The organism is Streptomyces sp. NPDC051211 (genome assembly GCF_040689505.1).
GTDB lineage: Bacteria > Actinomycetota > Actinomycetes > Streptomycetales > Streptomycetaceae > Streptomyces.
Window position 1 is genome coordinate 24,150 of record NZ_JBFBAV010000011.1, and the last position, 15,653, is coordinate 39,802.

Below are 15,653 nucleotides of genomic sequence, written 5' to 3' on the forward strand. Positions count from 1 at the left end.
GGAACTGACTGTGTCAGCATGACAGCCTCGGGTCAACGGACGAAGGAGATCCCAATGGCCCAGCGCACGCATCTCGGCGACGCCGACTGCTCCATCGCGCAGGCACTCGACGTGGTGGGCGACTGGTGGACGCTGCTGATCGTGCGCGACGCGGCACGCGGCCTGAACCGCTTCGACGAGTTCCAGCACGAGCTGGGCGTCTCCCGGAAGGTGCTGGCCGAGCGGCTGAAGCTGCTGGTGGACGCGGGGGTGCTGGTGCGGGAGCCGTACCAGGAGCGTCCGGTGCGGCACGCGTACCGGCTGTCCCCGCGCGGGCGGGCGCTGCTGCCGGTCCTGGTCGCCCTCCAGGACTGGGGAGACACCTGGGTACTGGGAGAGGGAGAGATGACGGCGACCACGGACACGGCCTCGCGGGAGGCGGCCCGCGTGCACGCGCTGCGCGGCACCCGGCTGCCGGAGCTCCTGCTGCCGGACCGGTTCGGCGAGCTGCGGGACCCGGTGGCGCAGGACACCGCGTACACGGTCCTGTACTGCTTCCCCGGCGCGTACGCCCGGGCCGAGGCCTACCCGCCCGGCTGGGCCGGCATCCCCGGGGCGAAGGGGTGCACGCTGGAATCCTGCACCTACCGGGACCGGCTGGCAGAGTTCACGGCGGCCGGTGCGACGGTCCACGGGGTGTCCACTCAGCGCCCCGACGAGCAGCGGGAGTTCGCCGAACACGAACGCCTCCGCTTCCCGCTGCTCTCGGACGCGGAACTGACGCTGACCGCGGCGCTGCGCCTGCCGACGTTCCGGGCGTCGGGGGTGAGCCGGCTGAAGCGGGCGACGCTGGTGGTGGGCCGGGACCGGACCATCCGGGAGGTCCTGTACCCGGTCCGGGACATCGAGGCGAGCGTCGCGGCGGCCCTGTCGGCCGTCCGCGCGCCCGCGTCCGACGGGGCCTAGTGGGCCTGAGGGATCTCGGGAGCCTGGGGGACCTCGGGAGCCTGGGGGACCTGGGGGACCTGGGGGACCTGGGGGACCTGGGAAGCGAACGCCCGGGCCCCCTCCCGGGCGGCGAGGCGGGTCGTGAGTTCCTCCACGAAAGCGGACAGCTGGGGTGACCGGGGGCCCTGGCGCGTGGCGCAGTACCAGGTGCGGGTCATGGGCCGCGCACCGATGCGGACCAGGGCCATGCCGTGGGAGGCCGCGTACGGGGCGGCCACCCAGTTCGGCAGGACCGTCGCTCCCTGGCCGCCCGCCACCATCTCGATCACCAGGTCCGTGACCACCGGCATGGTGGTGATGCGGGCGGGCCGGGCCTGGGCGGGGATCGGCAGCGGGAGCGCGGGAATCCGGTTCTGGTCGTAGACGTCGTAGAGGACCAGGTCGGCGCCGTTGAAGTCACCGGCGGTCAGATGGGTGCGGGACGCCCACGGGTGGCCGGCCGGCACCACGGCCACCATCTCGTCCTCGAACAGCGGGATCAGGTCCACCAGGTCCATCTGCCGGTCGGGCTTGGTGACGAGCGCGACGTCCACCCGGTCGGCGAGCAGGGCGGGGATCGGCGCGTCGTCGGGGACCGTCTCGATGCGCACGTCGGCATCCGGCTCCCGCTCGCGAAAGGCACGCAGCACCGGCGGCAGCCACTGGAAGGTGGTGCTGCACTGGGCGGTGAAGCGGACCCGCCGGTCACGGCCGTCGCGCATCTCCCGCAGGTCGCGGGCGGCCGACTCCAGCTCCCCCAGGATGTGGTGGGCCGCGACGAGCATCCGGCGGCCGGCCGCGTTCGGCACCAGCCGCCGCCCCTTCCGGTCGAAGAGGCGCATGCCCAGCCGCTCCTCCAGCCGGGTCAGCCGCTGGCTGAGCGCGGGCTGGCTCACGTACAGCCGCTCGGCGGCCGCGGTGAGTGAGCCGGCGTCGGCGGTGGCGTCCAGGAGTTCCAGGTCACGCAGATCCACATCCATAACCCTGGATTATCACATGCTTCAAATTCCATAGTGGTGTTATGAGTTGACGGCTCATAGATTCCTGGTGTCAGCCCGATTCGACCGATCGACCGATCGCCACGAAAGGCACATCGATGTCCGACACCAGCAACACCGCCCGCACCGCCATCGTCACCGGTTCCTCCAGCGGCATCGGCCTGGGCATCGCCCGCGCCTTCCTGGCCGCCGGCGCCAACGTGGTCCTCAACGGGCGCGATGCCGACCGCCTCGCCAAGGCCGCCGCGGAGCTCGGCGAGCCCGCGCGGATCGCCAAGGTCACGGGCTCGATCGCCGACCCCCGGACGGGCGAGGAGCTCGTCCGTACCGCGATCGAGCGCTTCGGCCGCGTCGACGTCCTCGTCAACAACGCGGGGACCTTCGCCTCCAGGCCCTTCACCGAGGTCACCGAGGAGGAGCTGGACGGCTATCTGGTCGGCAACCTCAAGGGCACGTACCTCACCACCCAGGCCTTCGTCCGCGCCCTGCGCTCGCGGGGTGAGCGCGGCAGCGTCACCAACATCGGGACCGTCCTGGTCGACCACGCCATCGCGGGCTTCCCGGCCTCCGCACCCGTGGTGAGCAAGGCCGGCGTGCACGCGCTGACCACCAGCCTGGCCGCCGAACTGGCCGCCGACGGCATCCGCGTCAACCTCATCGCGTCCGGCGTGGTCCGCACTCCGCTGCACGCGGGCTCGGACGTCGACTCCTTCGGCGGCCTCGCCCTGCTGAACCGCGTGGGCGAGGTCTCCGAGATCGCCGATGCCGTCCTCTACCTCACCGAGGCCGAGTTCGTCACCGGCCACGCCCTGCGGGTGGACGGCGGCCACGTCGTCGGCCGCTCCTGATCCCCCGCCGCCCCCGAATCCCGGAAGGGCGATCGCCATGCCCTACGTCAACGTCAAGATCACTCGCGAGGGAGCCACGGCCGCGCAGAAGGCCGAGATCATCGCGGGTGTCACCGATCTGCTCGTCAAGGTCCTCCACAAGGACCCCGCCACCACCTTCGTCCTCATCGACGAGGTCGCCACGGAGGACTGGGGCGTCGGCGGCCTCGCCACCGAGGAATACCGCCGCCGAAGGCGCGACTGACGGCCCTTGGCCGGACGCGGGGAAGGCCCCGACCGCGGTCGCGGTCGGGGCCTTCCCGTGTTCATGGCAGGTGTCAGGACGGGTCGCGGAAGGAGATGGTCTGCTGCCTTCCGGTACCCCAGACGTCGAACTCCTGCGCGAGGCCCACCTCGTGGAGGCGCGCGTACTTGCCGAAGTCGTCGCCCAGCGCCGTCGTGTACTTGTTCTTGAAGAGGCTCTCGCCGTGGTCGAAGTTCCAGTTCTTGTAGATCTGGAGCCGGTAGCTGATCTGGCCGTCCTCCACCGTCCCGGTGGCCCGGTACTGGAAGCTGCGGAAGGCCAGCGTCCAGTCCGGGTGGTCCTTGCCCGCGGTGACGCCGACCCAGCCGGAGTCGAAGGCCACGGTCTCACCGGGCTTGGAGTTCTGCTCCGCGGCGGCGGCCTTCGCCCTGAGGTAGTCCTTCAGCGGGCCTTCCGTGGTGTCCATGACCAGGTCGTCGACGTCGTCGGGCGCCAGGATGTAGTCCTCACCCCACCCGTGGGTGTAGTGGTGCAGGAGTGAGGAGAAGTTCGGGAGCCACGGCATCACGTGCCAGTTGATGGCGAGGAGCTGCGCCCTCGCCAAGTAGTCGCGGTCCTCCCTGGTCAGGCTGTCCCAGCTGGTCGTGTTGCCGTTGCGCGAGGGGTTGCCGCCATTGTCCGAGCGGGTGAGCGAGCTGTACCAGGGCTGGCTGGTGCCCGGGTAGTAGCAGGTGCCGCCCGCGCAGCCCGGGCCGTGGGAGGGGTCCCACGCCGAGTTGTCCTTGTTGGCGCTGCAGCCGTCACAGAACAGGCCGCTCTTGTCGGTGGCGTTGACCGGGTTGCTGCCGCTGTACGCGTAGCCGTTCCACTGCTGCGGGTCGTTCGGGTCGATGACCGGGTCAGCGTTCAGGAACCGGCCTGCGACCGGGTCGTACTGGCGGGCTCCCAGGTACGTCAGGCCCGTGGTGTCGTCCTTGGTGCCGCCCACGAAGCCCTTCTGGCCGCCCCAGACACCCGCGGCGGGCTGGGTGCCGCGCGGGTTGCCGAAGGGGTCCATCGCCCGTCGGCTGACTGTGAGGGTGTTCGCGTCGACCGTCAGGACGCCCGAGCCGTGGTGGTCGGCCTGCTGGATCGTCAGGGTGCCGGCGCCCACTCGGACCATGGTCATGCCGCCCGGGATCGGGTAGTACCGGGTACCGGTCAGGGTCTTGGCGACCGTGTCGTACGTCAGCTCGTCCTCGCCGAGGGTGACCGTGGTCTTCCCCGGGCTGCGCCGGACGATCGGGGCCCCGTTCGCGTCGTACACGTACGAGGTCGTGCGGTCGGTGGCCGTCCACTTCTGGCCGGCCGGGACCGGGGTGCCGCAGTCCGCGAGCTGCACGTCCACGCTGTTGGTGGAGACGTCACCGGGAACCCCGATGCAGCGCGTGGACGCCGGGTTGTACAGGGTGCCGTCGGCGCGCCGGTTCCAGGTCTGCCCGGCGGAGCCGTCACAGGGCTGGATCTGGATGACAGAGCCGGCCGTGGTGCCCATGGCGGTCACGCACTTGTTGAACACCTTGAGCACGTCGCCGGTGACCGAGAACTTCTGGGCGCCGCCGTTGTTGCAGGTGTAGATCTGGATCGGCTGGCCGTTCGCCGAGCTGCCGCCCTGGACGTCGAGGCACTTGCCGCCGATGCCCGTGACGGCGATGGCCGGAGTGAGCGTGTCCATACGGTTGTCCGGGGTCCACGCCATGCCGGTGGTGCCGGCCTTCGACGTGTACTGGGTCACCGGGTTGCCGGAACCGTCGTAGCGGGTGGACCCCGACGAGGTCGTGGTGGTACCGGTCTTGACCGTGCTGGAGTTCACCGCGTGCGGACCGCCGCTGCCGGCGCCGTTGTTGACGGTGCCCGCCGCCGGGTAGCCCTGCGTGGTGGTGACGTCCTTGGTGGTGTCGCCCGTGCGGTCGCGGTTGACGAACGCCGTGCGGTTGCCCGTCACGTCGTACGAGAACCCGTGCCAGTACGGGTTGCCGCCGCCGACCGAGGCCGCCGACGGGGTCGTGTTGGCACAGGCGCCCTGGTCGGCGGTCTGGCCGGGCCCGGGAGCGGTCAGCCCGCCGTTGTCGGTCCACGCCGCCGTCATCCGGCCGAGGTGGTCCAGGGTGAAGCACTCGCGGTCGCGCAGGACCGGGTTGTTGTCCGGCGTGCTGGTGATCGAGGTGATGCGGCCGGACTTGTCGTACGTGTACGAGGCCTGCTGGACCGCCCCGGTGACGGAGGTCTGCTTGTCCAGGAACTGGGTCGCCAGCCTGCCGGAGCCCGGGTCGTAGCCGAGGGTGGTGACGACCTGCTTCGTGAACGGGTTCACCGTCGAGCGGACCACCCGCCCGAAGGCGTCGTACTCCGTCTGCACGTCGTACGTCGTGGCGCCCGCGTACTTGTAGAGCTGACCGTGGTCGTTGTACGAGTAGAGCAGGTCGTCGAGCGGGAGGCCTCCGATGGCCGGCAGCAGCGCGGTCTTGCGCTCACCGGTCAGTTTGTCGAAGGTGCTGGTCGCCGTGTAGGTGAAGGTGCCGGTCTGGCCGATCTCGCTGCCGGGGATGCTGATGCGCATGCCCGTCGCGCGGTAGCCGTTGTCGTAGCCCGTGACCGTGTTGGTGTAGGCCTGACCGCCCGTGCCCCCGACGTAGCGGGTGGACGAGGCGGGCTTGCCCTTGCCGTTGGTCACCGTGTCGTACGTCCAGCCGGTGAGCTGCTTGGCGCTGCTCACCGCCCCGTCGTACAGGCCGAGCTGGCGGTCCATCAGGTCGTAGGTGCGCAGCAGGACCTTGCCCCGGCCGTCCTTGGAGGAGACGAGCCGGGAGGCGGTGTCGTAGCCCTGGGTCGTGGTGCCCGTGTCCGGCTCGGTGGCGCTGGTCTGCCTGCCCCGGAGGTCGTAGCCGTAGCTCCAGGTGTTGCCCGCCGCGTCCTTTCGCGTGGCGGCCTTGCCGTCCGGCGTGTACGTGTACGTCGAGACCGTGGCGTCGGCGGCGATGCCCGTCACGGTCGGGGTGCGGTACTGCCGGCGCTCGGTGGTCCGGCCGCGCGCGTCGAGGTACACGCTGCTCGGCCAGGAGCCGGCCGGGGGCACGGTGTCCGTGCGGTCGGCGCCGGGGTAGCTGGTCGTGGTCCGGCTCTGCTCGACGCCGAGGGACCAGGTGGCCTCCACAGTGGTGCGGCCCTGGCCGTCGTACGTGGTCCGGTTCTGAGACGGGATCGACGACTCGGCGGCGGCCGCGAGGGTGCGTACCGGCCCCGAGGCGTTGTTGTACCAGCTCGCGTTGGCGACCCGGACGCGGCCCTGGGAGTCGTACAGCTTGTCGCTGATCAGACGGCCCGTGTAGGCGGGGTTGGCAGGGGAGGCCTGGATCTGCCGGTCCCGGCCGAAGCCGTCCAGGATGTTGATGCTGCGCAGGTAGACGGGGGAGGTGCCGTCCTTCTTGAGCACGGAGGTGGTCACCGCCGAGGGGACGCCGGCCGCCTGGGACAGGCTGTAGTCGAACGTCATGTCGGCGTTCGGCTCGGTAGCCGGTGCCCGGCCCGGGCGCCAGGCCGCGGTCATGCGGCCCAGGGCGTCGTAACGCAGCGTCTTGGTCTTGCCGTTGGGGTCCGCTTCCGTGAGCGGGAGCCCGCGGCGCGGGTCCAGCGTAGTGACGGTGTCCCAGGTGACGGTGGACACCTGGTCCGGAGCCGGGGCCGACAAGGTCGACTTCGACGGCAGTTCACCCGTCGCCGGACTGTACGTGGTGCGGGTGAGCGCACCGCCGGGGTGCTGGGTGTCGGTGCGCGTCGGGTCGGTGACCGTCAGGGTCCGGCCGTACGCGTCGAACTCGGTGGTGGCGGTGGTGGTGAACTGGGGGGTGCCGTCGGCGGCGTACTCGTCCAGCACCTGCGTGCCGGTCGGGTTGCCGGTGGCGCCCGTCTGGCCGAAGGGCTTGCCGTCGAACAGGACGCGCTTGCGTTCGACGGTGTTCGCCGCCGTGGCGGCGGCCGTGCAGGCGTTCGCGCCGGAGACCTTCAGGGTCTCGGAGACGAGGTTGGTGCGCTGCGGGTCCGGGCCGGAGGCGTAGGACGAGCGGGTGCACACGTCCTCGGTGCCGTCGGCGTGGTCGAGCTCGGTGACCGGGCGGTTGCCGTTCGCGGCGTCCGTGACCGTGGTCTTGGTGGTCTTGGACCAGGTGCCGTCGGTCTTCTTGGCGCTCGCGGTCTCGGTCCTGGTGGTGTACGGGACGCGGGCGACGAGGGCGGGCAGGCCGGTGCCGCGCGACTGGGTGGCCGTCTCGGCCTCGCCGCTGACCCCGGTCACGCTGTGCCGGGTGACGGAACCGCCGGCCTGGTCGAAGGTCTCGGTCTGGAGGACCTGGCCGGAGAGCCACTCGTGGTCGGTGACGGCATTGCCGAGCGCGTCGGTCAGCGTGACGCTGCGCGCCGAACCGCTCTTGCGGACGTCACCGTTCATGCCCTGGCGGTAGGTGGTACGCACCTGGGCCCGGGGACCGTCGTTGCCGCTGCCGGTAGTGACGGTAACGGTCTTGAAGCCACGGAACTCGCCCCAGGTGCGGGCGTTGGCCTCGGTGAACTGGTTGTCGTCGCGGTGCCAGCCCGCGGGCCCGTACGCGTACGAGGTGATCTTCTGCGGGGCGTCGGTCACCGTGTCGTTCTCGGTGAGGGACCTGACCGTGTAGTGGTGGAACCAGTCGAGGACCGGGTCCGCGTCGTGAACCGAGCCGGGCGGGCTCCAGCGCACCGGGTAGCAGGCCAGGGTGTTGTCGTCCTCGGCCGCCGGCATCACGTTGTTGACGCGGGAGCAGGCAGGGAGGTTGTAGTCGACGTTGAGGACGCCGCCGGTCTCGTTGGCGATCTGCTGGATCCGCGGCCGGTTCATGATCGGCGGCGCGGGGACCAGATCGGTGCCGTCGACGCGGTTGGGCAGCATCACCGGGGTGAACTTCACCGGCGACATCGGCACGTTCGGGGTTTCCGTCAGGCCGGTGCGCTGGACGGAGTCGAGCCAGAGGGCCTTCTGGCTGGTGGTGTCCTTCGGGTCCGGGAAGGAGTGCCCGAGCGTGTACGAGTCGACGCTCTTCCAGGCGCCTCCGACGCGCACCTCGGTCAGCACGGAGGCCAGCCGCTTGGTCGTGAAGTAGGTCGGCGCGTACTCGGTGCAGGTGCCGGTGGACTTGCACTCCTGGTCGACCGGTACGTCGGGCCAGTTGGTGCTGTTGGCCGCAATGCGCTGCGACGGGTCACAGGCCGCGGTGTCCACACACCGTTCGGCGGTGGTGAAGGTCACCCGGGCGGCCGGCTGGAGCGTGCCCTTGGCCGCCACCTGCTCGTCAAGCCGCTGTCCGTACGCCACCGACGCGAGGGTGGTCGCGCGGGTGTAGGCGGTCTGGGTGCCGGTGCCGTTGTTCTGGGCGCCGCCGCGGTTGTAGTGGTTGGTCTCCGGAGCCCACTTGTACTGCGTGAGGTTGCCGTGCGGGTCGACGACGTGGTCGAGCGAGAGCCGCTGCCACATCTGGCACCAGGAGGCGTTGCCCTTGGCGGAGTCGTAGCAGGGGTCCCCGCTCTCGGGCGAGTACACGGGCACGCTGGAGACCGAGTTCGTCGCCGGGTCCGTCTTGTCGCCGCCCGGCAGGTGATTGACGCCGAAGTAGTACACGGTGCCGGTGGGGTCGGTGACCTTGGCGTACGCGCCGTCACGCACGGAGTTCCCCGCGCCCGAGCCGAACTCGACCCGTGTGCCGTCGTCGTTCTTCAGCCGCCACACGCCGGTCGCGGCATCGGTCGCGGCCCCCGAGGTGGCCACTCGGACCAGCGGTCCGGAGTGCGGGCCGAGGGAGAGCGAGGCGTTGTGGCCCGACCAGCAGAGGTCGCCGGAGCCGTCGATGCCGGCGTCGTCGCACATCTTGTACGTGCGCTCGATGAAGCCGGGGTTGAGGTCCCAGCCGTCACCGATCCACGAGGCCTGGGCGTTGGTCGCCGAGGTACGGCCGTCCACGGAGGACGAGTCGTAGTTCAGGGCGAGCTGCGGGGCGGCACCGCCCAGGGCCGGCGGGACCTGGAGCGGGTAGTTGTACGTCAGCGCGCCGGAGGCGCTGCCGGAGGCCCAGGCCGAGGACGGGGTGAGGGCGGTGGCGGTGTAGTCGCCGCCACCACCTTGTGCCTCGGTCTCGGCGGCGAGCAGCAGCGGGGCGGCGGACGCGCCCACGGCGTCGGAGAACGTCGAGCGGGCGCCGCTGGGCGCCGCGGGTGCGGTGGTGGCGGACACGGTGACGTCGGCCGTGAGGCGTCCGGTCGCCTTGTCGTAGTGCGTGGCCAGCGGCGTCCGGACCTGGCAGGCGGCCAGGTGCGGGGTGGTCGCGGCGCACGCCGGGAGGCGGACCAGGCGTCCGTGCGCGGCGAACCGGCCTCCGGTGGCCTGCTGGAGGGCCGCCGTGTCGAAGCCGACGGTGACGGGCGTCCGCGCGCCCGCGGTACCGGCGGCGCCGTCCGCGGTCAGCGTGAAGAGCAGTCCGTCGACTCCGGCCGCGCGTGCGGTCTTGGTGTCGTTGCGGACGACGGTCACCGCGGGCGGGCCGGCCTCGGAGCTCCCGCCGGCGGGCGCCACCCACACGGGAAGCCCACCCGCGCGTGCGGCGGTCTTCGCCACCGGCCGGGCCGTCCCGGCGAGGCGGGTGACCGGTGCGACGGGCCGGGGCTTCGCCGCACGCTCGGGAACCGGGCGCGGCGGCTTCACCTTCGCGTGCGGGCCCTTGGTGAGGGCGGGCACCGAAGCCGTGTTCGGCAGCGGTGTCCTGGGCTTCCAGACCCTGTCGAAATCCGGTTCCGCCGCGCCGGACGGCGGTACTGCCAGAAGTGATGTGGCCAAGGCGATGACCAGCGGGACGGTGACCCGTCTCCATGGGAATCGCCGAGAACTGTGCGTGCCTGAATGCGGCATCGCTCAACCCCCCGAAGTGGATGCCGTTGATCCGGGTGATCACCGGCTCAAGCGGGGGAAGCTATCAGTCAAGGCAACACGCCGTCATCTTTCAGCCAATTTGCTGAGACGAGTGGCGAATCTCACTCGGTGCCAATTGCGATCACTACGCCCAAGCAGGACGGAATCAACTCTTCCACCTATTGAGCAGCCATCTGCTTCCTGCCACAGTGCCCCGGTCTCTGCGCGCATTGCCCAGAGGCGTTCATGCATGGGGGGAGTGGGCACAGGTATGTCCGATGCACGAAGGGCCGCCCTGAGCAGACCGGTCGTTTCCGGTCTGGCGTGGGGGGCCGCGGCCGTGGTGCTGCTGGCCACGCCGTACGCGGCACAGGCCGCGGCGCTGCCGGGACACGAGGTCTCCGGGGTCACCGCTGCGAACGGCACGAAGCCCGGGCCGTCCGCGGTACCGGCCGCGACGCCCGCCGAGAAGGCGCGGGAACAGGCCAAGGCGACCGGAAAAGACGTCCCGGTCCCCGAGTTGACGACCGAGTACAGCACGACGGTCGCCACGCCCCGGGGCACGCTGCGCTCCGAGAGCCATGTGCTGCCGCAGCGCGTGAAGGGCGCGAAGGGCAACTGGCAGGCTCTGGACGACACCCTGGCCGTGCGCGCCGACGGCACCGTGGCGCCGAAGGCCTCGACTTCCGGCCTCGTCATCTCCGGCGGCGGCACCGGTCCGCTCGCCACGATGACCACCGGAGACGGCAAGGAGCTCGCCGTCTCCTCGCCGTTCCCGGGGGCGCTGCCCAAGCCCGTGCTCAAGGGCAACGACGCGGTGTTCGAGAACGTGGCGCCCGATACCGACCTCCAGGTGAGCGCCACCAAGTACGGCGGCTACACCACGGTGGTGGTCCTGCGCACCCCGGCCGCGGCGGCGAACCCCGCGGTCCGGAACCTGGTGTTCCCCACGGTTTCCAAGGGCCTGACCCTCAGCAAGGGCAAGGACGGGAGCCTCACCGCCGACAGCGGCGAGGACACCGTCTTCCGTGCGCCCGCTCCCCTGATGTGGTCGGGCGGCGAGGCCCGCCCGGCCGGCAAGCGGGGCTCCCGCTACGCCGACCTCGACGCCCCCGGCGCCGCCGGGTCCACCGGCGGCCGTGCCGAAACCAGCAACGCCGACGGACCCGGCGCCGGTGCCTCCGTCGCCCGCATTCCCGTCACCGCCGCCAAGGTGACCGGCCCCGCGCAGCGCGCCACGGGGGCCATCGCCCTGGCACCGAGCGCCGAGCTGCTCGACGGCGCGGACACCACGTACCCGATCTACGTCGACCCGTCGTGGTCCGTCGACGGCCGCGGCAAGACCCACCACGCCTGGGTCCAGCAGGCGTACGACGTCGGCAACTACGACCGCACCGGCTCCAGCGACCGGGACCACCCCGGCGTGGGCTACCAGGGCTGGGAGACCCAGACCGGCATCGAGCGCGCGCTCTGGGAGTTCGACCTCAGCGGCTACGCGGGCGCCACGATCAACTACGCCAACCTCCGGGTCAGCCAGTACATCTCCTCCGACTGGTCCTGCACCAACAAGTACCCGGTACACCTGTACCGGGCGGCGGCCTTCGGATCCACGGTCAAGTGGAGCAACCACACGCTCCGCGAGTGGATCCAGAACCAGTCCGTCGGCGGCAACGGCAACAGCGGCGACTGCTACGCGGACATCCCGGTGAACTTCAACGTCACGAACGCGATGCGTGACGGGATCAAGACCACCGGCACCCCGCTCGCCTTCGCCCTCACCGGGAAGGAGGGCACCGGCGACCGGATCGCGTTCAAGCGGTTCGCGTACAGCGCGGTGCTCAGCTCGGAGTACGACTTCCCGCCCCGCGTCCCGGAGAACCAGCGCACCGTTCCGGCCCCGCACCGCGAGGTCGCGGGCGACACCCAGGCCTGCGGTGCCGTACCCGTCGAGCAGTTCGGCTGGATCTCCAACCCGAGCGTGGCGTTCGTCTCCAAGGTCAGCAGCCCCAACCAGGGCCAGCTCACCGAGTGGGTGAACGTGTGGGACCACAACACCGGCACGACCCACCACACCGGCTGGTCCGGATTCGTGGCCACCGGAACCGACGCCTCGTACACCGTCGGCGGACTGCAGGACGGCCGCAGCTACGGCTGGTCGGTCCAGGGCGACGACGGCCTGCTGCGCGGTCCGGCAGCCCCGACCTGCCACTTCTCCGTCGACCGCACGCCGCCGCTGCTGGAGTTCGGCCAGTTCACCGACCCGGCCACCCAGTACCCGCCGGCGGGCAACGGCCAGATCACCCGGCTGGGCCTGGGCGACACGGGCACCCTCCCGGTCGTGGCCTCCGACCCGAGCCCGGGCGCGGGGCTGCGCAACTCCGGGCTGGCCTGCATCGAGTGGGGCTTCGACCCGCAGCTGGCCGGGGCCCAGAGGCAGTGCGGCAGCCCGCTCAACGTGAGCTCCATCAGCGTCAAGCCCACCCACTGGGGCACGAACATCGTGTACGCGCGCGTCCTGGACGAGGCCGGCAACTCCTCGCAGACCCAGTCGTACGCCTTCTACGTGCCGTGGAAGCAGGGCGAGGTCGCCTTCGGTGACACCACCGGGGACGCCCGCCCCGACATCCTCCTCCCGGACGCCACCGGCAACCTCGTCACGCACGGCCGCGCCAGCGACTTCACCAGCCGCAGCATGATCCCCAGCGGGACCGCGGCCAGCGCCCTCCAGGCCCCCGAGGTGGCCTCCGGACGCACCTGGAAGGACTACCGGACCGCCCACCGCGGGTCGCTCGACCCCGGGCGCAACGTGGACGACCTCTTCGTCCACCGGGAGCCGGCCACCCCCGGCGGTCTCGGCGGCCAGGAGCTCTTCGTCTACGACAACACGCTGTCGGATCCGGGCCGCTTCACGCTCGGCACGAAGAGCACGGTCGACAAGCCGGAGTGCGACACGACGTTCACCACGGCGTGCACCGGCTACCACAACGTGGCGACCTGGGAGCACTCCAGCCAGATCACCCCGACCGGCCCGGCCCGCACCACGCGTACGCCCAGCCGGCAGGTCACCGACGCCACCGGCCTGCTGGCCGTGGAGTCCGGCAACCTGTGGTTCTACCCGGTCAAGGCCAACCAGTCGCTGGCCGCGCCCACGCTGGTGGACGCGAGCGGCACCTGGGACGACAAGGACCTGATGGTCCCCGGCAACGCGCTGAACATCGGCACCACGGCCGACACCGCTCCCGCGCTGTGGGTGCGCAACCGGACGAGCGGCGACATCTTCCAGTACGCCCTGCAGACCGCGACCCGCGAGGCCGACCAGTACGTGGTCGTCACGGGCCTCGCCCAGCAGCCCGCGACCCGTATCGGTTACGGGATCAAGGGCTCGACCGCCCCCCGGGTCGGCTCGGACGGCGATGTGACCGGCGACGGCATCCCGGACTTCTGGGCGCTCGAGAGCTCCGGCACGCTGCGCGCCTGGGCGGGCGTGGCCACCGGCACCGCGGTCAGCAGCTTCGGCAGCAACCACGTGCGGGGCAACACGCAGGCGCCGACGGTCCAGTGGCGCCTGGAGGGCGACACGAAGGGCATCCCCGCCAAGTCGGCGGGCGGCACCTCGAACGACGCCTCCGCGGTCGGGGTCACGTACGCCACCGAGACCGTGGACGGCCGGGCACGCCAGGTCGCCGTGTTCGACGCCGCCGCCAAGTCGGTGGTCACCGGCCCGGCGAAGCCCGTCGACCCCCGGCAGTCCTTCACCATCAGCACCTGGGCGCGGATGGACCAGGCCGGTGTGATCGCCAGCCAGGACAACACCCGTGCGAGTTCGTTCATCCTCTATGCGGACCCGGACCAGTGGCGGTTCGCCATCGCCCACGCCGACGACGACAGCTGGCCGTACGACTTCACCTCGACGGTCACCCCGGCCAACGTCTTCAAGCCCGGCGCGTGGACCCAGCTCACGGCGACGTACGACGCCACCACCGGGGCGATGAGCCTCTACGTCAACGGCACCCTGGCCTCCAGCGGCCACCACAGGGCCGCCACCAGCCCGGCACCCAGCGGCTCCCTGGTCCTGGGCCGGTACAAGTACCAGGGCCAGCCCAGCAGCTCGGGCAAGAGCGCGATCGCCGGACTGGCCGTCTACCAGAACCACACGCCGCAGGCGACGACGGACAACCTGCCGATCCGCTACGCCGCCTCGCCGGACTACTGCGTGGACGCGCCGGGGGGCAACGTGGCCAACGGCACCCCGCCGCAGCTGTACGACTGCAACGGCACGGACGCGCAGAAGTTCAGCTTCAACGCGAACGGCACCCTCACCCAGAAGGGCCAGTGCGTCGCGGCCAGCGCCAACGGCACCGCCGAGGGCACTGACCTGATCTTCTGGGGCTGCCTGCCCGAGGGCGGCCAGCAGTTGCTCCCGCGCGCCGACGGCACCATCTGGAACCCGCAGTCGGGCCGCTGCTTCGACCTGTGGGGGGCGAACCGCTCCCGGGGTACGCAGTTCAACCTGTGGACCTGCAACGGGACGGCCGCGCAGCGCTGGAGCGTCCCGACGCTCCGGACACCGGCGCTGCCGGTCGCTCCGTAGCGCCCTGTTCCACGGCTCCACACGGAGGGCCCGCGGCTGAGCCGCGGGCCCTCCCTGCGTGCTCGGATGGACGGGCGCTAGGCAGGGCGCAGGACCCGGGCGAGGATGTCGCGGGTGCCGGGTTCGTCGTACTCCGCGTCCGTCAGCAGGACTTGCAGCGTGATGCCGTCCATCACGGCCACCAGGGCCCGGGCCGTGGCCGGGTCCGTGTGCCGGGACAGGACGTCCGCCATCGCCTCGCACCACTCAGCCGCCACCGGGCGGAGTGCGGGCCGGCGCAGGGCCGCGAGGTAGAGCTCGTACTCGAGTTCAGCGCGGCCCCGGTCGGCCGCGAGGAGCTCGCCCAGCAGCCGGGCCAGTGCCGAAGCCAGGTCCGTGGACGGGTCGGCCAGGGCGGGGCTGGCCGCGAGCGTCACCGCGAAGCCCACGTTGGCCCGGCGCAGGGCCGCGACCAGGAGCTCGTCGAGCGTGGTGAAGTGGTAGGTGGTCGAGCCGAGCGGTACGTCGGCCTCCGCGGCCACGCTGCGGTGGCTCAGCCCCGCGATCCCCTTGGCGGCCACCACCCGCATCGCCGCGTCGATGATCCGTTCCCGCCGGTCCGGGTCGTACCGCCGCGCCCCCGCCATCAGTGGGCCCCGCCGAGGTTGAGCAGGACCACCCCGGCGATGACCAGGGCGATTCCGGCGATCTTGGCTGCGGTGGCCGCCTCGCCCAGGAAGAGCATGCCGATCGCGGCGATGGCGGCGGTGCCGACGCCCGCCCAGATCGCGTACGCCGTGCCGACCGACATCGTCTTGAGCGTCTGCGCGAGCAGGGTGAACGCTATGGCGTAGCCGAGCAGGGTGCCGAGGGAGGGCCAGAGCCGGGTGAAGCCCTCGCTGTACTTCATGGCGGTGGTTCCGGCGACCTCGGCGGCGATGGCCGCGGCAAGCAGTACGTAGGGCATGTGTACAAGCGTACACATCGATACGTACAGCCGTACGTATCGGGCTGGGATACGGTGTCGTCGCACATCAGGGGACGGGAACTGACAACGGAG

General features: G+C 71.3%; 8 protein-coding genes. 4 read left to right on the forward strand and 4 right to left on the reverse strand.

The genetic code is table 11. The features are described from left to right. Positions 1-54: 54 nt before the first annotated feature. Complete coding sequence (locus AB0447_RS13655; RefSeq protein ID WP_366476800.1) at positions 55-945, forward strand: winged helix-turn-helix transcriptional regulator; 891 nt, start codon at positions 55-57, stop codon at positions 943-945. Here AB0447_RS13655 and AB0447_RS13660 read toward each other — a convergent pair. Continuing rightward, a complete protein-coding gene (locus AB0447_RS13660; RefSeq protein ID WP_366476801.1) occupies positions 942-1,946 on the reverse strand; it encodes a LysR family transcriptional regulator in 1,005 nt (334 codons plus the stop codon). The two genes, AB0447_RS13655 and AB0447_RS13660, sit on opposite strands and share 4 nt — an antisense overlap. Positions 1,947-2,062: 116 nt before the next feature. Here AB0447_RS13660 and AB0447_RS13665 point away from each other — a divergent pair, with 116 nt between their 5' ends. Both AB0447_RS13665 and AB0447_RS13670 read left to right on the forward strand, forming a co-directional pair. Continuing rightward, a complete protein-coding gene (locus AB0447_RS13665; protein WP_366476802.1) occupies positions 2,063-2,812 on the forward strand; it encodes an SDR family oxidoreductase in 750 nt (249 codons plus the stop codon). Between the two features lie 37 nt (positions 2,813-2,849). Then, positions 2,850-3,056 (forward strand): 4-oxalocrotonate tautomerase family protein, encoded by a 207-nt coding sequence (locus AB0447_RS13670; RefSeq protein WP_366476803.1) that lies wholly within the window; start codon positions 2,850-2,852, stop codon positions 3,054-3,056. 73 nt (positions 3,057-3,129) lie between these two features. Here AB0447_RS13670 and AB0447_RS13675 read toward each other — a convergent pair whose 3' ends face one another. Beyond that, positions 3,130-9,951, reverse strand: a complete 6,822-nt coding sequence (locus AB0447_RS13675; RefSeq protein WP_366476804.1) for a ricin-type beta-trefoil lectin domain protein — start codon at positions 9,949-9,951, stop codon at positions 3,130-3,132. Positions 9,952-10,294: 343 nt separating this feature from the next. Between AB0447_RS13675 and AB0447_RS13680 the strand changes: the two genes are divergently transcribed. After that, positions 10,295-14,614, forward strand: a complete 4,320-nt coding sequence (locus tag AB0447_RS13680) for a ricin-type beta-trefoil lectin domain protein (protein ID WP_366476805.1) — start codon at positions 10,295-10,297, stop codon at positions 14,612-14,614. Positions 14,615-14,691: 77 nt separating this feature from the next. Here the strand turns inward: AB0447_RS13680 and AB0447_RS13685 are convergent, their stop codons facing one another. Together AB0447_RS13685 and AB0447_RS13690 are read right to left on the reverse strand one after the other, a co-directional pair. Continuing rightward, complete coding sequence (locus AB0447_RS13685; RefSeq protein WP_366476806.1) at positions 14,692-15,240, reverse strand: TetR family transcriptional regulator; 549 nt, start codon at positions 15,238-15,240, stop codon at positions 14,692-14,694. Next, a complete protein-coding gene (locus AB0447_RS13690) occupies positions 15,240-15,560 on the reverse strand; it encodes a multidrug efflux SMR transporter (RefSeq protein ID WP_366476807.1) in 321 nt (106 codons plus the stop codon). Before AB0447_RS13690 ends, AB0447_RS13685 begins: the two co-directional genes overlap by 1 nt. Positions 15,561-15,653 lie beyond the last annotated feature (93 nt).

Coding starts and splice junctions, on each gene's coding strand:
- AB0447_RS13655 (WP_366476800.1), top strand. CDS start 55: ATGGCCCAGCGCACGCATCTCGGCGACGCCGACTGCTCCATCGCGCAG.
- AB0447_RS13660 (WP_366476801.1), bottom strand. CDS start 1,946: ATGGATGTGGATCTGCGTGACCTGGAACTCCTGGACGCCACCGCCGAC.
- AB0447_RS13665 (WP_366476802.1), top strand. CDS start 2,063: ATGTCCGACACCAGCAACACCGCCCGCACCGCCATCGTCACCGGTTCC.
- AB0447_RS13670 (WP_366476803.1), top strand. CDS start 2,850: ATGCCCTACGTCAACGTCAAGATCACTCGCGAGGGAGCCACGGCCGCG.
- AB0447_RS13680 (WP_366476805.1), top strand. CDS start 10,295: ATGTCCGATGCACGAAGGGCCGCCCTGAGCAGACCGGTCGTTTCCGGT.
- AB0447_RS13685 (WP_366476806.1), bottom strand. CDS start 15,240: ATGGCGGGGGCGCGGCGGTACGACCCGGACCGGCGGGAACGGATCATC.
- AB0447_RS13690 (WP_366476807.1), bottom strand. CDS start 15,560: ATGCCCTACGTACTGCTTGCCGCGGCCATCGCCGCCGAGGTCGCCGGA.